Origin of the sequence: Lentzea sp. NPDC051213, from assembly GCF_044455585.1 — a bacterium.
Lineage (GTDB): Bacteria > Actinomycetota > Actinomycetes > Mycobacteriales > Pseudonocardiaceae > Lentzea.
In genome coordinates this window covers 127,684-146,935 of the sequence record NZ_JBITEX010000001.1, presented here as the reverse complement: position 1 = coordinate 146,935, position 19,252 = coordinate 127,684, and the positions used below count along the sequence as shown (strand labels likewise).

Annotated in this window: 21 protein-coding genes; 7 read left to right on the top strand and 14 right to left on the bottom strand. The window is 69.5% G+C overall.

Translation table 11 applies throughout. From position 1 onward, the window contains the following. Positions 1 to 195 precede the first annotated feature (195 nt). The 7 genes from ACIA8G_RS00660 to ACIA8G_RS00630 form a co-directional block, all read right to left on the bottom strand. Positions 196 to 1,014: a shikimate dehydrogenase gene (locus tag ACIA8G_RS00660; protein ID WP_396416125.1), complete on the bottom strand. Its 819-nt coding sequence runs from the start codon at positions 1,012 to 1,014 to the stop codon at positions 196 to 198. Beyond that, the gene (mltG, locus tag ACIA8G_RS00655; RefSeq protein WP_396416124.1) at positions 1,014 to 2,231 is read right to left on the bottom strand and encodes an endolytic transglycosylase MltG; all 1,218 of its coding nucleotides are present in this window, start codon (positions 2,229 to 2,231) and stop codon (positions 1,014 to 1,016) included. Before mltG ends, ACIA8G_RS00660 begins: the two co-directional genes overlap by 1 nt. Next, positions 2,228 to 2,716 (bottom strand): Holliday junction resolvase RuvX, encoded by a 489-nt coding sequence (gene ruvX, locus ACIA8G_RS00650; protein WP_396416123.1) that lies wholly within the window; start codon positions 2,714 to 2,716, stop codon positions 2,228 to 2,230. The genes mltG and ruvX overlap by 4 nt, the downstream gene beginning before the upstream one ends. Further along, positions 2,703 to 5,372, bottom strand: a complete 2,670-nt coding sequence (gene alaS, locus ACIA8G_RS00645; protein ID WP_396416122.1) for an alanine--tRNA ligase — start codon at positions 5,370 to 5,372, stop codon at positions 2,703 to 2,705. The genes ruvX and alaS overlap by 14 nt, the downstream gene beginning before the upstream one ends. A gap of 55 nt (positions 5,373 to 5,427) precedes the next feature. Further along, positions 5,428 to 5,697 (bottom strand): hypothetical protein, encoded by a 270-nt coding sequence (locus tag ACIA8G_RS00640; protein WP_170155329.1) that lies wholly within the window; start codon positions 5,695 to 5,697, stop codon positions 5,428 to 5,430. Beyond that, positions 5,694 to 6,098, bottom strand: a complete 405-nt coding sequence (locus ACIA8G_RS00635) for a DUF948 domain-containing protein (protein WP_396416121.1) — start codon at positions 6,096 to 6,098, stop codon at positions 5,694 to 5,696. Before ACIA8G_RS00635 ends, ACIA8G_RS00640 begins: the two co-directional genes overlap by 4 nt. Positions 6,099 to 6,191: 93 nt before the next feature. After that, complete coding sequence (locus tag ACIA8G_RS00630) at positions 6,192 to 6,671, bottom strand: DinB family protein (RefSeq protein WP_396416120.1); 480 nt, start codon at positions 6,669 to 6,671, stop codon at positions 6,192 to 6,194. Positions 6,672 to 6,857: 186 nt separating this feature from the next. On the opposite strand from ACIA8G_RS00630, the gene ACIA8G_RS00625 reads away from it, so the two are divergent. Further along, positions 6,858 to 7,442 (top strand): GNAT family N-acetyltransferase, encoded by a 585-nt coding sequence (locus ACIA8G_RS00625; RefSeq protein WP_396416119.1) that lies wholly within the window; start codon positions 6,858 to 6,860, stop codon positions 7,440 to 7,442. On the opposite strand, the gene ACIA8G_RS00620 is transcribed toward ACIA8G_RS00625, so the two are convergent. The 7 genes from ACIA8G_RS00620 to ACIA8G_RS00590 all read right to left on the bottom strand — a co-directional run bounded on the left by ACIA8G_RS00620 (position 7,429) and on the right by ACIA8G_RS00590 (position 13,551). Next, on the bottom strand, positions 7,429 to 8,064 hold the full coding sequence (locus ACIA8G_RS00620) for a maleylpyruvate isomerase N-terminal domain-containing protein (protein WP_396416118.1): 636 nt from the start codon (positions 8,062 to 8,064) through the stop codon (positions 7,429 to 7,431). The two genes, ACIA8G_RS00625 and ACIA8G_RS00620, sit on opposite strands and share 14 nt — an antisense overlap. Beyond that, the gene (locus ACIA8G_RS00615; protein WP_396416117.1) at positions 8,061 to 9,299 is read right to left on the bottom strand and encodes a DUF6346 domain-containing protein; all 1,239 of its coding nucleotides are present in this window, start codon (positions 9,297 to 9,299) and stop codon (positions 8,061 to 8,063) included. The genes ACIA8G_RS00620 and ACIA8G_RS00615 overlap by 4 nt, the downstream gene beginning before the upstream one ends. Before the next feature lie 30 nt (positions 9,300 to 9,329). Further along, on the bottom strand, positions 9,330 to 10,289 hold the full coding sequence (locus tag ACIA8G_RS00610; protein WP_396416116.1) for a DUF6346 domain-containing protein: 960 nt from the start codon (positions 10,287 to 10,289) through the stop codon (positions 9,330 to 9,332). After that, complete coding sequence (locus tag ACIA8G_RS00605; RefSeq protein ID WP_396416115.1) at positions 10,286 to 11,293, bottom strand: hypothetical protein; 1,008 nt, start codon at positions 11,291 to 11,293, stop codon at positions 10,286 to 10,288. Before ACIA8G_RS00605 ends, ACIA8G_RS00610 begins: the two co-directional genes overlap by 4 nt. Continuing rightward, on the bottom strand, positions 11,290 to 11,592 hold the full coding sequence (locus ACIA8G_RS00600) for a hypothetical protein (RefSeq protein WP_396416114.1): 303 nt from the start codon (positions 11,590 to 11,592) through the stop codon (positions 11,290 to 11,292). Before ACIA8G_RS00600 ends, ACIA8G_RS00605 begins: the two co-directional genes overlap by 4 nt. Then, positions 11,589 to 12,098, bottom strand: a complete 510-nt coding sequence (locus tag ACIA8G_RS00595; protein WP_396416113.1) for a YbaB/EbfC family nucleoid-associated protein — start codon at positions 12,096 to 12,098, stop codon at positions 11,589 to 11,591. The genes ACIA8G_RS00600 and ACIA8G_RS00595 overlap by 4 nt, the downstream gene beginning before the upstream one ends. 103 nt (positions 12,099 to 12,201) lie before the next feature. Further along, complete coding sequence (locus tag ACIA8G_RS00590; protein WP_396416112.1) at positions 12,202 to 13,551, bottom strand: replication-associated recombination protein A; 1,350 nt, start codon at positions 13,549 to 13,551, stop codon at positions 12,202 to 12,204. A gap of 38 nt (positions 13,552 to 13,589) precedes the next feature. Between ACIA8G_RS00590 and ACIA8G_RS00585 the strand changes: the two genes are divergently transcribed. From ACIA8G_RS00585 to ACIA8G_RS00560, 6 genes are all read left to right on the top strand, one after another. Further along, positions 13,590 to 14,186, top strand: a complete 597-nt coding sequence (locus ACIA8G_RS00585; RefSeq protein ID WP_396416111.1) for a uridine kinase — start codon at positions 13,590 to 13,592, stop codon at positions 14,184 to 14,186. A gap of 84 nt (positions 14,187 to 14,270) precedes the next feature. Further along, positions 14,271 to 15,296, top strand: coding sequence for a hypothetical protein (locus ACIA8G_RS00580; protein ID WP_396416110.1), 1,026 nt, complete (start codon positions 14,271 to 14,273; stop codon positions 15,294 to 15,296). Then, positions 15,283 to 15,882, top strand: coding sequence for a DUF4129 domain-containing protein (locus ACIA8G_RS00575; protein WP_396416109.1), 600 nt, complete (start codon positions 15,283 to 15,285; stop codon positions 15,880 to 15,882). Before ACIA8G_RS00580 ends, ACIA8G_RS00575 begins: the two co-directional genes overlap by 14 nt. Beyond that, entirely contained in the window at positions 15,879 to 16,910 is a 1,032-nt protein-coding gene (locus tag ACIA8G_RS00570) for a DUF4350 domain-containing protein (protein WP_396416108.1), read from the top strand. Before ACIA8G_RS00575 ends, ACIA8G_RS00570 begins: the two co-directional genes overlap by 4 nt. Next, on the top strand, positions 16,907 to 17,869 hold the full coding sequence (locus ACIA8G_RS00565; protein ID WP_396416107.1) for an AAA family ATPase: 963 nt from the start codon (positions 16,907 to 16,909) through the stop codon (positions 17,867 to 17,869). Before ACIA8G_RS00570 ends, ACIA8G_RS00565 begins: the two co-directional genes overlap by 4 nt. A 1-nt stretch (position 17,870) precedes the next feature. Beyond that, on the top strand, positions 17,871 to 19,160 hold the full coding sequence (locus ACIA8G_RS00560) for a DUF58 domain-containing protein (RefSeq protein WP_396416106.1): 1,290 nt from the start codon (positions 17,871 to 17,873) through the stop codon (positions 19,158 to 19,160). Positions 19,161 to 19,252 lie beyond the last annotated feature (92 nt).

Here is a 19,252-nt window from a genome sequence, read left to right as displayed (position 1 = left end):
GGCCAGCCCCCGCGCCCGGTGCGGAGCCCCCGGCAGACACCCGTGCGTCCCGCCCGCCGGCACCCTCGAGCAAGAGCGCCGGCATGCGATGGCTCCGGCCGGCCGCAGATGTCGTCCGGAGCCAAACGAGTCATCTGCAGGCAACCACACCACAGGCGCACACCGGAATTCCACCGGCCCGGAAGTGGCCGAAAGTTACGAGCGGGCGGCAAGCTCCGCGGCCAGCGCCGCACGCATGACGTCCTGCGGCGCCGGCTTCCCGGTGAACTGCTCCACCTGACCAAAAGCCTGGTGCAGCAACATGTCCAGCCCGGTGGCCAGCCGCGTCCCCGCCTGCTCCACCGCCGTGGCGACCGGGGTTGGCCACGGGTGATAGATCACGTCCAGCACGTAGGGCGCCCTGGCGACATCCTCCGCCAACGCCACCGTGGCTTCGGCGGGAACCGTGGACACCAGAACGTCGGACGCCGCGGCCAGCGCGCCCAGGTCCACAGAGGACAGGCGCAGCACCTCGACCGACACCCCGACCCGTTCGGCGGTCGCCACGGCCTCCTGGGCACGCGAAGGTTCGCGCACCACAAGGGAAACCTTCGAGACCCCGAGCTCCGCGAACCCGGCCAGCACGGCGGTGGCCGTGCCACCCGCGCCGATCACGACCCCGCGCGAACCGCCGGAGAAACCCTTCTCCCGCAACGCTCCCACGACGCCGTCCACATCGGTGCAGTCGGCGTGCCAGCCGGAATCGGTGCGCACCAACGTGTTCGCCGCACCGACCGCCGTCGCGCGCGGCGTCACCGACGAGGCGAAGGCGAGCGCCGCACGTTTGGTCGGCATGGTGCAGGACAGGCCTACCCACTCCGGGCCGAGTGACGAGACCAGGGACTCGACCTCGGCCTCGGTGCACTCCAGCCTGGTGTACTCCCAGTCCAGGCCCAGCGCCGTGTAGGCGGCGTTGTGCAGTACCGGGGAGAGCGAGTGTGTGATCGGGGAGCCGATCACGGCCGCTTTGTGCACTAGTAGACGCCGTCCCGTTGTGCCTTCTGGTCGTTCGCGTTGTGCTCGGCGAAGGTCGTGGCGAAGCACGAAGTGCCGTCCTGCTGGCACTTCACGAAGTACAGGATGTCGCCGCCCTCGGGGTTCAGCGCGGCGGCGATCGCCTGCTGGCTCGGCGACCCGATCGGGGTCGGCGTCAGGCCCTGCGAGATGTAGGTGTTGTACGGCCCCGGGGTGTTGCGGTCCGCGTCGGAGGTGCGGATGTGGGGCTGGTTGTTCTTGTAGTTGATGGTCGAGTCGAACTGCAGCGCCATCGGCTTCTTCATGCGGTTGTAGATGACCTGGGAGACCTTGGAGAAGTCCTTCTCGATGGCCTCCTTCTCGATCAGCGACGCGATGACGAGGACCTCGTACGGGCGGAAGCCGGTGTTCATGGTGCCGCTGGGAATGCCGGCGCCCTGCAGCTTCGCGGCCGAGGACACGATGATGCTGCGGATCAGCTCGACCGCGGTGACACCCGGCTTGACCTGGTAGACGCCGCGCATGATCAGGCCTTCGAGGCGGTACAGGGGTTCGGCGCGCTTCACGTCGGGCAGCGCCCACTCCGGCACGCCGAGGGCGACCGGGTCGGTCTGCTCAGCGGCAGCCTTGATCTCGTCGCCGGTCAGGCACTTCTTGACGCCGTCCTTCTCCGTGCAGCTCGCGTCGGCGAGCTGGGAGTAGATGCCCTTGACGACCTTGTCGCCGACCTTGATGTCGGCGAGCTTGATGCCGCCGACGATCTGGACGGCGGGCACTCGGGTCTTCGGGTCGACCATGCGGGCGACGGCCTGGTCGCCCGACATCTTGGTCTTCATCAGGTAGAAGCCCGGCTGGATCGACGTCACGCGGGCGTCGGTCTTGCTGGCCTCGGTGAAGGCGCGCGCGGAGGCGATGACGCCGTTCTCGTACAGGGTCGACGCGATCTTGCTGACCACGTCGCCGTCCTGGACCTCGACGATGGCGTCGGTCTCGCCGCTGCCGGTGAAGTCGTCGTAGGAGCCGATGCCGCGCAGCTCGCGGTAGCCGTAGTAGGCACCGCCCATGCCGACGGCGAGCACCATCGCCACGACGAGCCAGAGGACCGTCTTCTTGCGCTTCTTCGCCTTGGCGCGGGCGTTCTCACGCTCACGATCGCGCTTGAGCGGGCGTCGTTCTTCCACTTCGGGGTCGGTGAACAACCCGAGATCGTCGCTCACACCTCGTCCTTTCGGGCGGCCACTGAGCGGGCCCGCGCGTCGAGCCAAGACTGCAGGATCTCGACAGCGGCAGCCTGGTCGACCACGGCACGCTGTTTCTTGCCCTTCACACCGCGCTGCGCCAGCACGCGGCTCACCACGACCGTCGTCAGCCGCTCGTCGCTGAGCCGAACCGGCACAGGAGCGACGCGTCCGGCCAAGGCGGCAGCGTACGTGGTCGCCGCCTCGGCCGCCGGACCGTGGCGGCCCGCCAGCGTCTTGGGCAGGCCGACCACGATTTCGACGACGTCATGTTCGGCCACGAGACGTACGAGCTCGGTGAGGTCCGAGCCGCCCTTCTCGTCACGCTGCAGGGTAACCAGCGGAGTCGCCAGAAATGCCGATGGATCGCTGAGGGATACACCCACGCGAACCGATCCGACGTCGACGCCGAGCCGCCTTCCAGGGCCCGGATCGCCGACCGCGGAGGAATCAGCGCTGCTCAAGCACCTTGTCCAGTTCGTTCGTCAGGACCGTGATGGCGTCTGGGACACCGGCCGGGTTCGTGCCGCCGCCCTGAGCCAGGTCCGGCTTGCCGCCGCCGCGGGCGGCGATGGCCGGGCCGAACACCGGGACGAGCTTGCCGGCGGCCACGCCCAGGTCACGGGCGGCGGCCGTGGTGGCGACCACGAAGCTGACCTTGTCGCCGTCGGTCGAGAACAGGGCCACCACACCGGGCTTGGCGCCCAGGCGGTTGCGGACCTCGCCGCCGAGCGTGCGCAGGTCGTTGCCCGACACACCCTCCAGGCCGAGGGCCACCAGCGACAGTCCGCGCACGTCAAGAGCCTTGTCGGCGAGCGACCCGGCGTTGCCGAGCAGCTGGGCGGCACGGACCTTCTCGAGTTCCTTCTCGGCCGACTTCAGGCGCTCGACCAGCGACTCGATGCGCTCGGGCAGGCCGTCCGAACCGACCTTGAGCATGTCGGACAGGTTCTGCACGATGGCCCGCTCGCGAGCCAGGAACCGCATGGCCTCGATGCCGACGTAGGCCTCGAGGCGGCGCACACCGGAACCGACCGAGGATTCACCCAGCAGGGTGATCGGGCCGATCTGCGACGAGTGCTCGACGTGCGTGCCACCGCAGAGCTCGCGCGACCAGGGGCCGCCGATCTCGATGACGCGCACGGTCTCGTCGTAGGTCTCGCCGAACAGGGCGACGGCGCCCAGGTCCTGAGCGCCCTGCATGTCCGTGTAGACGATGCTGACCGGCAGGTCCTTGCGCACCGCGAGGTTCGAGACCTCTTCGATCTCGCTCTTGGCCTCGGTCGACAGACCACCGGTCCAGGCGAAGTCGAGCCGCAGGTAGCCGGGCTTGTTGTACGAACCGCTCTGCAGGGCGGACGGGCCGAGCACCTGGCGCAGGGCGGCGTGCACGACGTGCGTGCCCGAGTGGCCCTGGCGGGCACCGACGCGCCACTCCGGGTCGACGCGGGCCTCGACGTGCTCGCCCTCGCTGACCTCGCCGTTCACGACGCGCACCTGGTGCACCCACAGCTTGCGGGCGACCTTCTGCACGTCGAGCACCTCGAGCTCGGCGCTGCCGGTGACGATCGTGCCGGCGTCGGACTCCTGGCCACCGGACTCGGCGTAGAGCGGCGTGCGGTCGAGGACGACCTCGACGATGTCGCCTTCCTTGGCGCTCTTCACCCGCTGGCCGTTGAGCACGATGCCGCGCAGCGTGGCCTCGGAGGCGAGCTCGGTGTAGCCGGTGAACTCGGTCGGGCCCTGCTCCAGCAGCTGCCGGTACACCGTCTGGTCGCCGTGGCCGGTCTTCTTGCCGGCGGCGTCGGCCTTGGCGCGAGCGCGCTGCTCGGCCATCAGCTTGCGGAACCCGTCCTCGTCCACGGTCAGGCCGGCCTCGGAGGCCATCTCCAGCGTGAGGTCGATCGGGAAGCCGTAGGTGTCGTGCAGCTGGAAGGCCTTGTCACCGGGCAGCGTGGCGCGGCCGTCGGCCTTCACCTCGGCGGCGGCACCCTCGAAGATCCGCGAACCGGCGTCGAGGGTGCGCAGGAACGTGTCCTCCTCGGCCTTGAGCACCTGCTGGATGCGGGCGAAGCCGCTGACCAGCTCGGGGTAGGCCTGGCCCATCGAGTCGCGCACGACCTCGGCGTAGGACTGCAGCACCGGCTCCGTGACACCCAGCAGGCGCGACGAGCGGATGATGCGGCGCAGCAGGCGGCGCAGCACGTAGCCGCGGGCCTCGTTGCCGGGCGTGACACCGTCACCGACCAGAAGCACACCGCTGCGGGCGTGGTCGGCGATGACGCGGAACCGGACGTCGTCGACCTCGCTGGCGCCGTACTTGCGGCCCGACAGCTCCTCGGCCTTGCTGATGACGGCGCGGACCAGGTCGGTCTCGTAGACGTTGTCGACGCCCTGCAGCAGGTAGGCGACGCGCTCGACGCCCATGCCGGTGTCGATGTTCTTGGCCGGCAGCTCGCCGAGGATCGGGTAGCCCTTCTTGGCGCCACCCTCGCCGCGGACGTTCTGCATGAAGACGAGGTTCCAGATCTCCAGGTACCTGTCCTCGTCGACTACCGGGCCGCCCTCCTTGCCGTACTCGGGGCCGCGGTCGTAGTAGATCTCCGAGCACGGGCCGCACGGGCCGGGCACGCCCATCGACCAGAAGTTGTCCTCCATGTCGCGGCGCTGGATGCGCTCGAGCGGCAGGCCGGCGACCTTCTGCCACAGCTCGATGGCCTCGTCGTCGTCCAGGTAGACCGTCACCCAGATGCGCTCGGGGTCGAAGCCGTAGCCGCCGTCGTCCTGCGACTTGGTGACGAGCTCCCAGGCGAGCCGGATGGCGTCTTCCTTGAAGTAGTCGCCGAGCGAGAAGTTGCCGGCCATCTGGAAGAACGTCAGGTGGCGCGTGGTCTTGCCGACCTCGTCGATGTCGGGCGTGCGCACGCACTTCTGGATGCTCGTCATCCGCGGGGCTGGCGGCGGGGCCTCACCGAGGAAGTACGGCTTGAACGGCACCATGCCGGCGTTGACGAACAGCAGGTTCGGGTCGTCGAGCAGCAGCGAGGCGCTGGGGATGTACTTGTGGCCGGCGTTCTCGAAATGCTCGCGGAAACGCTTGATGATCTCGTGGGTCTGCACGGGAAATTCCTTGCTGTGAAAAAGAGTTGTCAGGGCACGCGAACGAGGCGAACGACTAGTGCTTGCCGTTCGCCCTGGGCGCTCGACGCCCCGGCGTGAATCCCGTCTGACGTTCCACGGTCTCCTGCAACTCCTGTTCCCGCTCGGCCATGCCCGCGCGCACCTCTGCCCCGAAGGACCCGATGGCGCCCGCGAGCTCACGCAGGCCTTCACCCACGTTAGCGCCGATACCCGCAGGAGTCGCCTGCTTAGTGACCTCGCTGGCCTTCTTGGCGACGAAGAGACCGGCCGCGGCACCCAGGCCGAACCAGAAGAGGCGGCTCATCGCGAACCCTTCCTCGGACGACGCTTGGCGTGCTTGTTCGGCTGCTCGGCGGCCTTGCGGCGGGCCTTGACGGCCTTGCTCACGCCGTAGGACAGCGCGGCGGCCTTGACCAGCGGACCGCCGAGCGTGGCGGTGAAGAGGCTGGTGAGCGCCGAGACGTTGCCGGTGACGGCGCGCGCGTTCGCCGTGATCCCGTCGACCCGCTCGAGCTGGGTGTTCACGTGCGTCAGCGTCTGGTTGGCCTCGGTGAACAACGGGTCGCTGTTCTGGTGCGCCTTGCGGATCGCGACCGTGGCCTCGTCGAGCGTGCGCCCCAGCTTGATCAACGGGATCGCCAGCAGGAGCACGAGCAGCACGAACGCACCGGCGGCGACCAGCGCTGCGATCTGCCCTGGCGACACGGATCCTCCTGGTGACCGGACGTTTTGGCTTGATTGCCGGTGAGATTACCGGGTAGGTCCGACACCCGGATGAGGGGCATCAGCGGTTGATCTTCAACGGCCCGTGGCGCCGTCGATCTGCTCCCTGATGATGTCCGCGTGGCCCGCGTGCCTGGCGGTCTCTGTCGTCATGTGCGCGAGGACCCACCTCAGCGTTTTCCGCACACCGTCGATCAGAATCGCCGTGAGCGCCTCGGGATCGCCCGCGTCCCTGATGATCCGGTCACTGGCCACGATCGCCGCGCGGTACTCCGCGATCACCTCGGCCGCCGGCGGATCGGCGGGTTCGGACTCCTCCGCCGGTTCGCCGCCGGCGAACTGGCGACCGAACCACTCGCGCTCGCATCCGGCGAGGTGCCGGATCAGCCACAGGATCGACGTGCCGCTGGCGACCATCGGCCGGCGGAGCTGTTCGTCGCTCAGCCCCTCCGCCTTCTTGAGCACGCAGTGCCGCTGGAACTCGAGGAACGCGAGCGCGACGTCGAGCTCACCCGTGTCGACGCGAGGCACCGGCTCGCGCTGAATCTCCGCCATGGCCCGACCGTACGGGGCAGGTCCGTCCGGGGTGATCCGATCAGCCCGATCGACCCACGTGCACCAGGAGCCTCATTGACTAGCGTGGTCACTGCCTGTGAAATACCCGTCACACAGGGCTTGACACGGGCAACCCTGCGCAGATGAAGTTAGGTAACCCTAAGTTAGACGGCTGCTGGAGGCCCTGTGAAGCCGGTGTCTCATCTCGACTCGTACCGGAAGCAGGTCACGGCAGACGCCCCGCGGATCCCGGCCCTGGCCGCACCGTGGACGGCCCGCGAAGCCCGCTCGGACGGCTACGACCTGCACCTCATCCACCGCTGGCACCAGGCCCCGCACGTGGCCGCGTACCGGCGGCAGGCCTGGACGCTGGCGCGCTGGCAGGAGGAACTCCAGTCGCACCTGGGCGGCGACGACGTCCGGCCGCTGCTGATCAGCTGGCACGGCCGCCCGGTGATCCACGCCGAGCTCTACCGCGCAGCCAGGCACCCCGTGGCGCGGTGCTACCAGGCGCGGCCGCACGACCTCGGGCTGCACCTCGCCGTCGGCGAGCTGGCGATGACCGACCGCGGGCTGGTGCGGTCGCTGCTCCCCCGGCTCACCGACGCGCTGTTCGAGGCCGACCCGCACTGCACGCGGATCGTCATGGAACCCGACGTGCGCAACAAGCGGGCCATCAGGTCGTTCGAGGCCGGCGGGTTCATGATCGCGGACGAGATCATGCTGCCGAACAAGCTCGCCTGGCTGATGGTGTGCCCTAGAACGCGGTGATGTCCTGTGGCGCGCGTTCCTTGCGGCTGAAGGCGCGGACCAGGTCGACCGCGCTGTGCTTGGTGAGCGCCATGCGGGTCAGCAGGCCGAGGACGGCCTCGTTGACGTGCCCGGGGAACTCGGGCGTGTCCAGGCCGACGCTCACCGCGAGGTCGTCGGAGTGCACGACGAACTCCATCAGCCGGCTGAGCAGGTACTCGTCGAGCGGCACCGCCCACGGGCCCCAGTGCGGCATCCGGACGGGCCGGTTGTCGAGGCCTGGCAACGTCTCCGCGAGTTCCTCGAGGGTGCGCTCGAACCTGTCACAGAGGTCGTCCTGCCCCTGCGCCGCGAGCTTCTCGCCACCGGCGCGGATGCGGGTGTGGAACTCCGAGTCGACGTCGAGGTCGGTCCAGTTCGCCCGCGCGTAGTGCTCCATCAGCGACACGACCGGTTCGTCGCCGATCGGCGTCTCGATCATCGAGGGCAACGGCAGCGCCTGGTAGCCGATGTGGCCCGCGAGCCCGCTGACGCCGAACTCGGGCAGGGCGCTCGGCTTGTCCCAGTTCTCGGCGACCTGCGGGCTGCGCATGAGGTCGAGCGCGATGCGGGCGGTGGTCAGGAAGTCGTCTCTGATCGTCACTTCAGCGAAGCTACGCGATACCGATCTCCGCCGAACTCGAATAACCCGGCGTGGATCCGGGTGGCCTGATTGGGTGCGAATGGACCGACCTGGGCCACCTCGCCGACGCGGGGCTGGACGTAGAGGGTGTTGCGGACGAGCCGGACCTCGGCGATCTCGCGCCAGTCGAACTCGTGGTCCTTCCAGCACACGCCATCGGGTCCCACGGTCAGGAGCGGGCAGACGGCCCGGCGGCGCAGACCGTCCGCGATCACCAGCACGGCGACCGCGGCCGCGATGATCGTGATCACCGGTTCCGGTGACTGGACGGCCACCGCGACACCGGTCGCCGCGAGCATGAACCGGTTGGGCCACAACAGGTAGGTCGGGTGCGCGCCACCGCGGATCCGGACCGCGGGTCCGGCGGGGAAGACCGGGACGACCGGCGCGGCGGACACGGCCGGGATGATGGAGGCGGCGGCGAAGGTGCCGAATGACTCCGGCGGCTGGTGATTCCCGGCCCGCTGGTCGCGGTAACGGGTGCGCACGAACAACTCCAGCGCCTGGTGCACGACCAGCAGCCGCCGGCCGCTGAACGGCCCGACCGGGATCCAGTCACCGTCGAGCGGCCGCACGTGCAGGGTGTCGCCGACCAGCCGCACCTCCCTGATCTCCCGCCAACGGATCAGCCGGCCGACCCACGTCATGCCTTCCGGCGAGAAGGTGACCGGGTGCAGCCAGTCGAGCCACGGCGGCGTGCCGATGCGGACGCGCTTGCTGCGGTCGACCTGCGCACTGGGGTCGGGGTCGATGCGGTCGATGACCCGCCCGCCCAGCTTGATCATCAACACGATCAGGCCGATCCAGGCCGGGACGAACGCCACGGCCCACCAGACCCCGGCCTCGTGCGGCTGCTCGGCGGCCCGGTCGTAGTGGGAACCTCTCCCCTTGCTGGAACTCCTGGGATCCCACACGGCCGCGACCGGCTTGCCGATGTCCGCGGGCGTCAGGAAGTCGGCGGTCCGCTCCCCTCGCGGGCTGTCGACCCGGCATTCCCACCAGTAGCCGAACCCGTGCGAGGTAACGGGTCCGACGCGCTCACAGCTCTTCGCCACCACGTAGTCGTCGCGCACGGCGGGGTCGGGGCCGTACTGGTCGAGGAAGTGGTAGGCGATCGTGGCGGTGAGGAACCAGCCGAGCGGAGCCCCGATCACGATTGGACCCAGCATCAGCAGGATGGCCACCGCGCGTTTCATGCGGGTCAACAAACCAGGCCGAGTGATCGTTTACGCGGTTTTGGCGCTCATCTGTTCCATTTTGGACGCCTGGCCGTACTTCCGGATCGCCCGGCGGATCTCCTCGGCCTGGCCGGGACCGAACCGGCCGACCTTCTCGGGCGCGCGCCCCACCCGATGGACGGTCAGCACGTGCTTCTCGGACAACCCGATCTGCTCGATCTCAGCCCAGGTGGGCTTCTCGCTCATCCACTCCACCCCCTCGGCGGTGAACGTGACGGCGGGCCAGAAGAACAGCTTGCGCAAGGCGTTCAGGAACAGCAGCACCGGCGTGGCCCAGGAGGCGACGGCGAGCACGGTCTGAGTCGTGTCACCTTCGAAGGCGTCGCCGGAGTAGACGATGGCGCCGAGCACGCACAGCACGAGCAGCCCGAAGATCCACGAACCCTTGAGCCACTTCCTGCGGCCCCGGACGTAGACCTCGTCGCGCGGTTTCTCCTCGTCGGGGAACTCCTTCCGCACGTGCGCGGTGATCTCCTCCGGCGAGGAGGAGAGCTTGGGCATGTGCTTGCGGCTCAACACCCACAGCATCGCCGCCATGAGCAGGATCCAGCCGATGACGGTCCCGATGAGCGCCAGTCCGGCGAGGTTGGGATAGCGCGGGTGCTCCGCGACCAACCGGGTGCCGGCGGTGTTGGTGTGGCTGACGGCGACCGGCACACCGATCAGCTCCGGGGTCAGGAACCCGCGTGTCTTCAGCCTGCGCGAGGTTCCGTCCCGCTGGACCGTGACGTCGGCATCGCAGATGTACCAAGCCTTGAAGCCACCCGTCAGCGTGATCGGGTCCTGTCGCTCACAGGACGTCGCCACCGCGACTCGGTACGCGTCGCGGGTGTCACGGAGCTCGACCTGGTCGCCGAGGTGGGTCCAGACCGTGGCCGCCGTCAGATAGCCGAGTGGCGGCATCACGAAGAAGACGAACAGGAACCCGATCAACCGGACGAGCTTCATCCACCCTGCTTCTTCTGTTCGGACCCCGAGTCGAAGAGGTCACCCGACTGGCTGTCGAACACCTTGCCGGCCTCCTTGCCGAGGTCGACTCCGAGCTTCGGCACCGAGTCGGCGGGCGCGGACTTCACGCCGTCGACGATGTGCTTCTTGGCCTCGGCGGCACCGTACTTCAGCGCGTCCAGGTTGGTGGCCTTGCTGGTGATGGCGTTGGCCACGGAGAAGTTCGTCGCACCGGTCCGCACGCCCTTCGAGAGCTTGGTCAGCGCGTTCATCGCGCCCTCGAAGACGTTCTCCAGCTTGCCGAACAGGCCCGTGGCGTTGCTGAACGCCTTGGACAGCTTCTTGCACCAGCCGAGCGCTTTGTTGGCGTACTTGACGGCGGTCGCGGTGCACTCGGCGATTGCGCCCGCGATGCCCGCGCCGAACGCCGCCATCGCCGGGGCCCAGCGGATGCAGATGCTGACCAGCTTGCCGACGGCCTCGGAGATCAGGTCGCGGACGATGCCGCGGACCACGTTGAGGATGGTCTTGCAGACGTTGATCAGGACGGAGATGCCCTGGGCGCCGCTGGCCACCGAGCCGTAGGTGTCGGCCTTGTCGGTGCCGAACGTCTCGTACGCGCGGAACTCCTGGCCCTGCCACTGGCCGGCGTCGGTCTTCACCCACTGTTTGAGGTCGGTGGACACCTGCTCCAGGTGATTGCCGATGTTGCCCCACGTCTTGGACATGGAGTCGAGCTGTTCCTGGTTGCCGGTCAGCCAGTTGAGCGGCTCCTGCAGGAACGGCACGTGCTCGATCAGCCAGCCGAAGCCCGCGCTGATCAGGCCCGCCAGTGGGTCCGCCAGGAAGCCGGCGACACCCATCGCGCCGCCGGCGGCGTTCATCAGGCCCTCGGCCCAGTTGCCCTGGCTGATCGCGGAGACCGTCTCGGCCGCGTCGTGGGCGAGGCCGAGACCCTCGGTCGCCTTGGTCTCCTCGCCTTTGACGTAAAGGGGATTCGTCATTCGCGGTACGTCCCGTCGAGCGTGGTGGCCTGCGCCTCGTCGTTGCTCTTGATGTGCAGGGCCATGTCCGCGAACTCGCGGTAGTGGCCGGTCGCCGAGTCCGAGGCCTTCTCGATGGCGTTGGTGGCGATGGCCGCGGCCGCCGCGCAGATGCCGGCCAGCGGCATGCCGAGCAGGCCGAACGCCATCGGGTCCATCGTCGCGTTCGCGGAGGTCACGGCGGTGTTGATGCGGGCGCCCACGTCGTCGAGTTTGCCGAGGTGGGCCCTCATCTCCGCTTCGCTGCTGGCGTGCGTCATCGCAGGTACCCGCCGTCGCTGAAGTCGTCGTCATCGTCGCTGGGGCGGCTCGGCGGCTGCGGCGGGCGGGAGGCCCGCGGTGGCGGCGTCTGGTCCTCTTCAAGCTGGCCGAAGCCGGACTCCTGCGGGCCCCACGACGGGCGCTCGGGCTCGGCGGGCGGCTGGGCGCTGCGGAGCTTGTCCATCATCATGTGCATCGCCTCGGAGTCCGGGCCCATCAGCGGCGCCATGGCCTCCTGCACCGTCGTGGCCACGCGGCCCTGCGCGGCCTGCACGACGCGCAGCACTTCACGGCCCACCGCGTCGCCGTCCTTGCGCTGCAGGGCGTTGCCGAGGCGGAGGTCCACGAGGTTGCCGGCGTCGTTCACGGTGACCGAGATCTGGCCGTCCGCGCTGCGTTCGGTGACCTGCAGGTTCGCCAGTGTCTCGCGGATCGCGTCACCGCGGCGTTGCGCCTGCGCGAGCGTCCCCTCGTAGTTCGCGAGGATCTGGTCGGGATCGGTCATCGTAGCCCCCGGTGTGCGTGTGCTCACTCAACGCAACCGGATCGTACTCCGCACAGTGCAGCGTCACTACTCGCCTCGGCTCAACGGGCGGCGCCGCGCCTGATCACTCGCCCCTGATCACCCGGCGCAGCTTCGGCAGCCGGTCCGCGACCGCCCGCTCGTTGCCCCGGCCGGTCGGCTCGTAGTAGTCGCGGCCCACCAGGTCGTCCGGCGCGTACTGCTGCGTGAGCACGCCCTCGGGCACGTCGTGCGGATACCGGTAGCCCTGGGCGTTGCCGAGTTTCTCCGCGCCCGCGTAGTGGCCGTCGCGCAGATGTGGTGGCACGGCACCGATGGCGCCCTTGCGGACGTCGCTCATGGCGGCGTTGATCGCGGTCGTCACCGCGTTCGACTTCGGCGCGGTCGCCAGGTGGATGGTGGCCTGCGCGAGGTTCAGCGCGCACTCGGGCAACCCGATGAGCTGCACGGCCTGGGCAGCCGCGACGCAGGTCTGCAGCGCGGTCGGGTCGGCCATGCCGATGTCCTCGCTGGCGTGGATCACCAGGCGCCGCGCGATGAACCGCGGGTCCTCGCCCGCCTCGATCATCCGCGCCAGGTAGTGCAGGGCGGCGTCCACGTCGGACCCGCGGATCGACTTGATGAACGCCGACGTCACGTCGTAGTGCTGGTCGCCGTCGCGGTCGTAGCGGACGGCCGCCTTGTCCACAGTGGACTCCAGCAGTTCCAGCGTGATCACGCTGCCGTTGGAGGCCACCGCCGAGTCCGCCGCCGCCTCCAGCGCGGTCAGCGAACGCCGCGCGTCGCCGCCCGCCAGCCGGATCAGGTGGTCCTCGGCGTCAGGTGCCAGCGTCACCGACCCGGCCAGGCCGCGCGAATCCGACACCGCACGGCGGATGACCGCGCGCACGCCGTCGTCGGTCAACGACTTGAGCTGCAACACCAGAGAGCGCGAGAGCAACGGCGAGACGACGGAGAAGAACGGGTTCTCCGTGGTGGCCGCCACGAGCAGCACGATCCGGTCCTCGACGGCACCGAGCAACGCGTCCTGCTGCGTCTTGGAGAACCGGTGCACCTCGTCGATGAACAACACGGTCGACTCACCGGAGCGCACGAGGCGGCGGCGGGCCTCGTCGATGACCGCGCGCACCTCCTTCACGCCCGCGGACAACGCCGACAGCGCGACGAACCGGCGCCCGGTCGCCTTGGAGACCAGCGTGGCCAGGGTCGTCTTGCCGGTGCCGGGAGGGCCGTAGAGCATCACCGACGCGGGCGTGGCGCCCTCGACCAGGCGCCGCAGCGGCGCGCCGGGGCCCAGCAGGTGGTCCTGTCCGACGACCTCGTCCAGCGAGGCCGGGCGCATCCGCACGGCCAGCGGGGCGTTGGCCGCGATGCGCTCGGCCTTCTCCTCGTCGGTTGCGCCGAAGAGGCCCTCGTCGAACAGACCTTCGCTCATGCGTTCGAGCCTAACCTCATGTGCGAGGATTGCGATCCGTGCCCATCCCCAGAGCCGTGTTGCTCGCCGGACCCTCCGGATCAGGCAAGTCGACCCTGGCCGCCCACCTCGGCTGGCCGGTCCTGCGCCTCGACGACTTCTACCGCGACGGCGACGACCCGCTGCTCCCCCGCGACGACCACGGCCGCGCCGACTGGGACGCGATCGGCTCGTGGAACGCGGACAAGGCCCTGGAAGCGATCATCGAGCTGTCCGACACGGGCACGGTCCAGGCACCGGTGTACTCGATCAGCGAGGACCGCGCGGTCGGCACCCAGACGATCGAACTGGGCGAGGCGCCCGCGTTCGTCGCGGAAGGCCTGTTCGCGGACCTGCTGGTGGCGGGCGCCAGGGAGGCCGGGGTGCTCAGGGACGCCATCGTGCTCGCGCCGAGCCCACCGGTGACGTTCGCGCGCCGGTTCGCGAGGGACGTGGCCGAGGCGCGCAAGCCTGTGCCGGTGCTGCTGCGGCGCGGATTGCGGCTGATGCGTCAACAACCGGGCGTGGTGCGGCGTTGTGTGGACGCGGGCATGCGCGCGATGAGTCCTCATCGGGCGCGCACGGAGCTCGCGGCGGCAACACCTGCCAATTCGTGATCGAGTCGCATTGCCGAGTTGCACTGTGACGACGACATGGGTCTGGCAGGATTCCGCCAACACCACGACCGGGGGTACGCCGCGATGACCGAAACGCCTGGCTGGTCCTCTCCCGACCAGCCGAACCAGCCGCAACAGCCTGGGCAGCAGCCCCCTCAGTACGGACAGCAGCCCCAGTACGGGCAGCAGCAGCCGCAGTACGGACAGCAGCCAGGCCAGTACGGCCCGCCGCCGACGATCAAGCCGGGCGTGATCCCGCTGCGCCCGCTGGGGGTCGGCGAGATCATCGACGGCGCCGTCCAGACCATGCGCACGCACCCGAAGCTGCTCATCGGCGCGGCCGCGGTGGTCGCGGCGGTCACCCAGATCCTCGGCCTGCTGGTGCAGCTGCCGTTCCTGGACGACCTCAACAGGGTGGCGACGCTCGACCCGAACTCGCTGACCGAACAACAGTTGGTCGACCAGTTCGTGTCCGGCGTCGCGGGGTTCCTGACCGGTACGCTGATCACCGTCGTACTGGTCATGCTGGGCACGGTGTTCCTGTCCGGCTTCATCACCGTCGTCGTCGGCCACGCCGTGCTGGGCAAGCCGGTGACCTTCGCGCAGGCGTGGGAGGAGTTCAAGCCCCGCCTGTTGCCGCTGCTGGGCGCGTCGCTGCTCAGCACCCTCGTGGTGGTCGTCGGCCTGTTCTTCTGCATCCTGCCGGGCATCTGGCTGGGAGTGATGTTCGCGCTCGTCACGCCCGCCCTGGTGCTGGAGCGCGGTGCCGTCGGTGCCGCGTTCGGCCGCTCGCGGGCTCTCGTGAAGAACGCCTGGTGGCGGACCTTCGGCATCCTGGTGCTGGCCGGGCTGATCAGCGCGGTGATCAACTGGATCATCAGCATCCCGTTCGGACTGGCCGGCGCGGCGAGCACGGGCTTCTCCAGCGACCCGACCGCGGCGCTGACCATCGGCTCGTTGATCCTGTCCACCATCGGCGCCATCATCGCCTCGACGATCACGCTGCCGTTCAGCTCCGCGGTGTACGTGCTGGTCTACGTCGACCGCCGGATGCGCGCCGAGGGCATGGACATCGAACTCCAGCGGGCCGCGGGGCATGGCGGTCTCTGACGTACCGGTAGATCTCGACCGCGACGAGGCCCGCGAGGCGGCCGTACGGGAGCTGAGCGACCCGGCGTACGTCTCGGACGACCCGAACCCGCTGGAGCGGGCCCTGGAGTGGGTGCTGAACCGGCTCGGCGAACTCTTCGCCGGTGCCGGTGGCGTCAGCGGCATCACCGCCATCACGATCATCGTGGCGGTGGTGGTGCTGGGCGTGATCATCTTCCGGCTCCGCACCGGGCGCACCGGCCGCGCGTTGCGGTCGGGCGCCACGGTGTTCGGCGACTCGATCATGACCGCGGACGAGCACCGCGCCGCCGCCGACCGGGCCGCGGCGGCCGGTGACCTCGCCGAGGCCGTACGCGAACGTTTCCGTGCTCTGGTGCGGGAGTTGGAGCAACGCGGCGTGCTCGACGCACGGGCCGGCCGCACCGTGGACGAGGTGGCGTTCGAGGCGGGCAAGGCACTGCCCGCGCTCGCCGGGGACCTGCGCGGTGCGGCGGTCCAGTTCGACGACGTCTGGTACGGCGGCAGGCCCGCCACACCGCAGGGCTACCAGGAGCTGGTCTCCGTGGACGACAGGGTGCGCGCATGACGGCGGTCTCCCCCGACGCCGGGCGGATCTGGGGTGCCGCCAAGGGCCCGCTGCTGATCGGCGCGATCATCCTCGCGGGCGCCGCCGTGATCACGTTGCTGCGCGGCAGCGGTGAGGGCGGCTCGCTCGACCCGCGCTCGTACCGCCCGGAAGGCAGCCACGCGGCGGCGCGGTTGCTGGAGCAGAACGGTGTGCGCGTCGAGCTCACCGACGAGGCGTCCGCTGTGGACGGTGCGACGCTGCTCGTCACGCAACCGAACCTGATCGACCCGCAACGGCTTGCGGACCTGAGCAAGCGAGCCGCGGCCACGGTGCTCGTCGCCCCGGCGAGCCCGAGCGGCCGAGTCGACGTCGAGACCAGGCAGCCGGGCTGCCCGCTGGCGGCCAAGGCGGGCGCGGTGAGCACGGGCGGCTTCACCTACGACGGCGAACAGCGTTGCTACGACTCGTCGTTGGTCCGCACCGGCACGGTGACGATGCTCGGGTTCGGCGGCATCCTCACCAACCGCGACATCGACGAGGAAGGCAACGCGTCGCTCGCGCTGACGTTGCTGGGCCAGCACGAACGGCTGGTCTGGTACATGCCGTCGGCCGCGGACCGGTCGCAGCAGAAGTCGTTGTTCGACCTGATCCCGGACGGCTGGAAGTTCGCCGCCTGGCAGCTCGGAATCGCGGCCGTCGTGATCGCGCTGTGGCGCGCACGCCGGTTGGGCCGCGTCGTGCCGGAACCGCTGCCGGTGGTGGTGCGTGCCGCGGAGACGGTGGAGGGCCGGGCACGGCTGTACCGCTCCTCGCACGCGTCGGAGCACGCCGCTGCTGTGCTGCGACAGGCGACGCGCGACCGGCTGGCTCCTCTGGTGGGGCTGCCGTTCGGCGAGGATCCGTCCGAGGAGATCGCCCGCAGGACTTCGCGTTCGGCCGCTTCGGTGCGAACGCTGCTCTACGACCAGGTGCCGGTGGACGACCGGGGGCTGGTCGCGCTGGCTGACGAGCTGGACGCTCTGGAGAACGAGGTGCGCAAGGCATGACGGCTGTGGTCACGACCGAAGAAGCACGCACGGCGCTGGTGGCGTTGCGCGCGGAGATCGGCAAGGCCGTGGTGGGCAACGACGCCGCGGTGACGTCGTTGATCCTCGCGTTGCTGTGCAAGGGACACGTGCTGTTGGAGGGCGTGCCCGGCGTGGCGAAGACGCTGCTCGTGCGCGCGATGGCCCGTGCGCTGGACCTCACCACCACGCGCGTGCAGTTCACGCCGGACCTGATGCCCGGCGACCTGACCGGCTCGCTGGTCTACGACTCGCACAACGCCGCGTTCTCGTTCCGCGAGGGCCCCGTCTTCACGCACCTGCTGCTGGCGGACGAGATCAACCGCACGCCACCGAAGACGCAGGCCGCGCTGCTGGAGGCGATGGAGGAACGGCAGGTCTCCGCGGACGGCAAGACCCGGCCGCTGCCGTCGCCGTTCATCGTCGTCGCCACGCAGAACCCGGTGGAGTACGAGGGCACCTACCCGTTGCCCGAGGCGCAGCTGGACCGGTTCCTGCTGAAGGTGACCATGCCGATTCCCGCGCGCGAGCACGAGATCGACGTGCTGACCCGGCACGCGTCCGGCTTCGACCCGCGTGATCTGTCTGCTCTTTCGCCGGTGGCCGGCGCGGCGCACCTGGAGGCCGGTTCGGCGGCGGTGCGCGCGTTGACCGTGGCGCCCGAGGTGATCGCGTACGTCGTGGACGTGTGCCGCGCGACCCGGCAGTCTCCGGCGGTGCGACTGGGCGTTTCCCCGCGTGGCGCAACGGCCCTGTTGGCAGTCGCACGCGCGTGGGCGTGGCTGTCCGGCCGTGACTACGTGACGCCGGACGACGTGAAGGCGCTCGCACGGCCGGCGTTGCGGCACCGGTTGGAGCTGCGGCCGGAAGCCGAACTGGAGGGCGTGACGGCGGACGGCATCCTGGACGGCGTGCTCGGCTCCGTTCAGGTGCCGCGCTGACGTGGCGCTCACGGGCCGCGCGGGACTGCTCGCGCTCATCGGGGTGCTCGTCGTCGGGCTGCTCTTGCCGTCGTGGCAAGGGATTCTTCTCGGTCTCGGCGTGTTGGCGGCGTGCGTCGCGGTCGATTTGTTGCTGGCCGCTGGAGTTCGCCGTTTGACCTTCACGCGCGCTGGGGCTACTTCGGTGCGCACGGGCGAGTTGTGCGCTGTTCAGCTGACCGTGCACAACCCAGGCCGTCGGTTGCGCGGGGTTCTTCGTGACGCATGGGCGCCTTCTGCCGGTGTGGTCGCTGACCGGGTTGCGGTCGATGTTCCCGCTGGTGGCTCGCGCACCCTCTCGTTCGACCTACGGCCGGTGCGCCGAGGTGATCGCGTTGCGGACCGTGTGACCGTGCGTTCCGTTGGGCCGTTGGGGATTGCCGCGCGCCAGGGTTCACACGTCGTGCCGTGGACCGTGCGCGCGTTGCCGCCGTTCCACAGCCGCCGCCACCTCCCGCCACTGCTGGAACGCCTGCGCGAACTCGACGGCCGCCGCGCCTCCCTGATTCGCGGCGCGGGCACGGAGTTCGACTCGCTGCGCAGCTACGTCATCGGCGACGACGTGCGCTCGATCGACTGGCGCGCCTCGGCCCGCTCGGTGGACGTGGTGGTCCGCACGTGGCGCCCCGAGCGCGACCGCCAGGTGGTGATCGTGCTCGACACCGCACGCACCGCGGCGGGCCGGGTGGAGGGCGCACTGGGCGGCCTGCCGCGCCTGGACACGTCGATGGACGCGGCATTGTTGTTGTCCGCCTTGGCTTCGCAGGCACGCGACCAGGTCGACTTCCTCGCCTTCAGCACCAAGCTGCGGGCATCGGTGCCGCGCGCGACGTTGCCCGTGATCGTGCAGGCCATGGCACCGCTGGAGGCGGAACTGGTCGAGTTCGACGCACGCGGTGTGGTCGCGGAGGTGCTGCGGCGGGCCTCGCGGCGGTCGTTGATCGTGCTGCTGACCTCGCTGGAACCGTCGATCGAGCACGGATTGCTGCCGCTGCTGCCGGCTTTGGCGTCGCGGCACCGGTTGCTGATCGCGTCCGTGTCCGATCCGGCTGTGCACGCGATGGCTTCTGGGCGTGGTGACTTGGAGTCCGTGTATTCCGCTGCTGCTGCGGAACGTACGTTGGCTGAACGACGCCATCTCACCGCGTTGCTTGCACGGCACGGGGTTGAGGTTGTGGACGCGCTGCCTGATGAGCTTCCTCGGGCTCTCGCGGATCGCTACTTGTCGTTGAAGGGCGCGGGCAAACTCTGAACTTGTACCGGCTCCAAGAAGTACTTCCTTCAGGGAGATTCGGGCGTAAACGATGGAGCCTGCCTGGGCTGTGCTCCTAGTTTCTTGCCATG

What these genes read in the sequence shown, in the direction of transcription:
- ACIA8G_RS00610 (WP_396416116.1), bottom strand. Translation starts at nt 10,289, where the DNA reads ATGAAGCTCGTCCGGTTGATCGGGTTCCTGTTCGTCTTCTTCGTGATG.
- ACIA8G_RS00565 (WP_396416107.1), top strand. Translation starts at nt 16,907, where the DNA reads ATGACGGCTGTGGTCACGACCGAAGAAGCACGCACGGCGCTGGTGGCG.
- ACIA8G_RS00605 (WP_396416115.1), bottom strand. Translation starts at nt 11,293, where the DNA reads ATGACGAATCCCCTTTACGTCAAAGGCGAGGAGACCAAGGCGACCGAG.
- ACIA8G_RS00600 (WP_396416114.1), bottom strand. Translation starts at nt 11,592, where the DNA reads ATGACGCACGCCAGCAGCGAAGCGGAGATGAGGGCCCACCTCGGCAAA.
- ACIA8G_RS00575 (WP_396416109.1), top strand. Translation starts at nt 15,283, where the DNA reads ATGGCGGTCTCTGACGTACCGGTAGATCTCGACCGCGACGAGGCCCGC.
- ACIA8G_RS00615 (WP_396416117.1), bottom strand. Translation starts at nt 9,299, where the DNA reads ATGAAACGCGCGGTGGCCATCCTGCTGATGCTGGGTCCAATCGTGATC.
- ACIA8G_RS00595 (WP_396416113.1), bottom strand. Translation starts at nt 12,098, where the DNA reads ATGACCGATCCCGACCAGATCCTCGCGAACTACGAGGGGACGCTCGCG.
- ACIA8G_RS00570 (WP_396416108.1), top strand. Translation starts at nt 15,879, where the DNA reads ATGACGGCGGTCTCCCCCGACGCCGGGCGGATCTGGGGTGCCGCCAAG.
- ACIA8G_RS00590 (WP_396416112.1), bottom strand. Translation starts at nt 13,551, where the DNA reads ATGAGCGAAGGTCTGTTCGACGAGGGCCTCTTCGGCGCAACCGACGAG.
- ACIA8G_RS00630 (WP_396416120.1), bottom strand. Translation starts at nt 6,671, where the DNA reads ATGGCGGAGATTCAGCGCGAGCCGGTGCCTCGCGTCGACACGGGTGAG.
- ACIA8G_RS00580 (WP_396416110.1), top strand. Translation starts at nt 14,271, where the DNA reads ATGACCGAAACGCCTGGCTGGTCCTCTCCCGACCAGCCGAACCAGCCG.
- ACIA8G_RS00640 (WP_170155329.1), bottom strand. Translation starts at nt 5,697, where the DNA reads ATGAGCCGCCTCTTCTGGTTCGGCCTGGGTGCCGCGGCCGGTCTCTTC.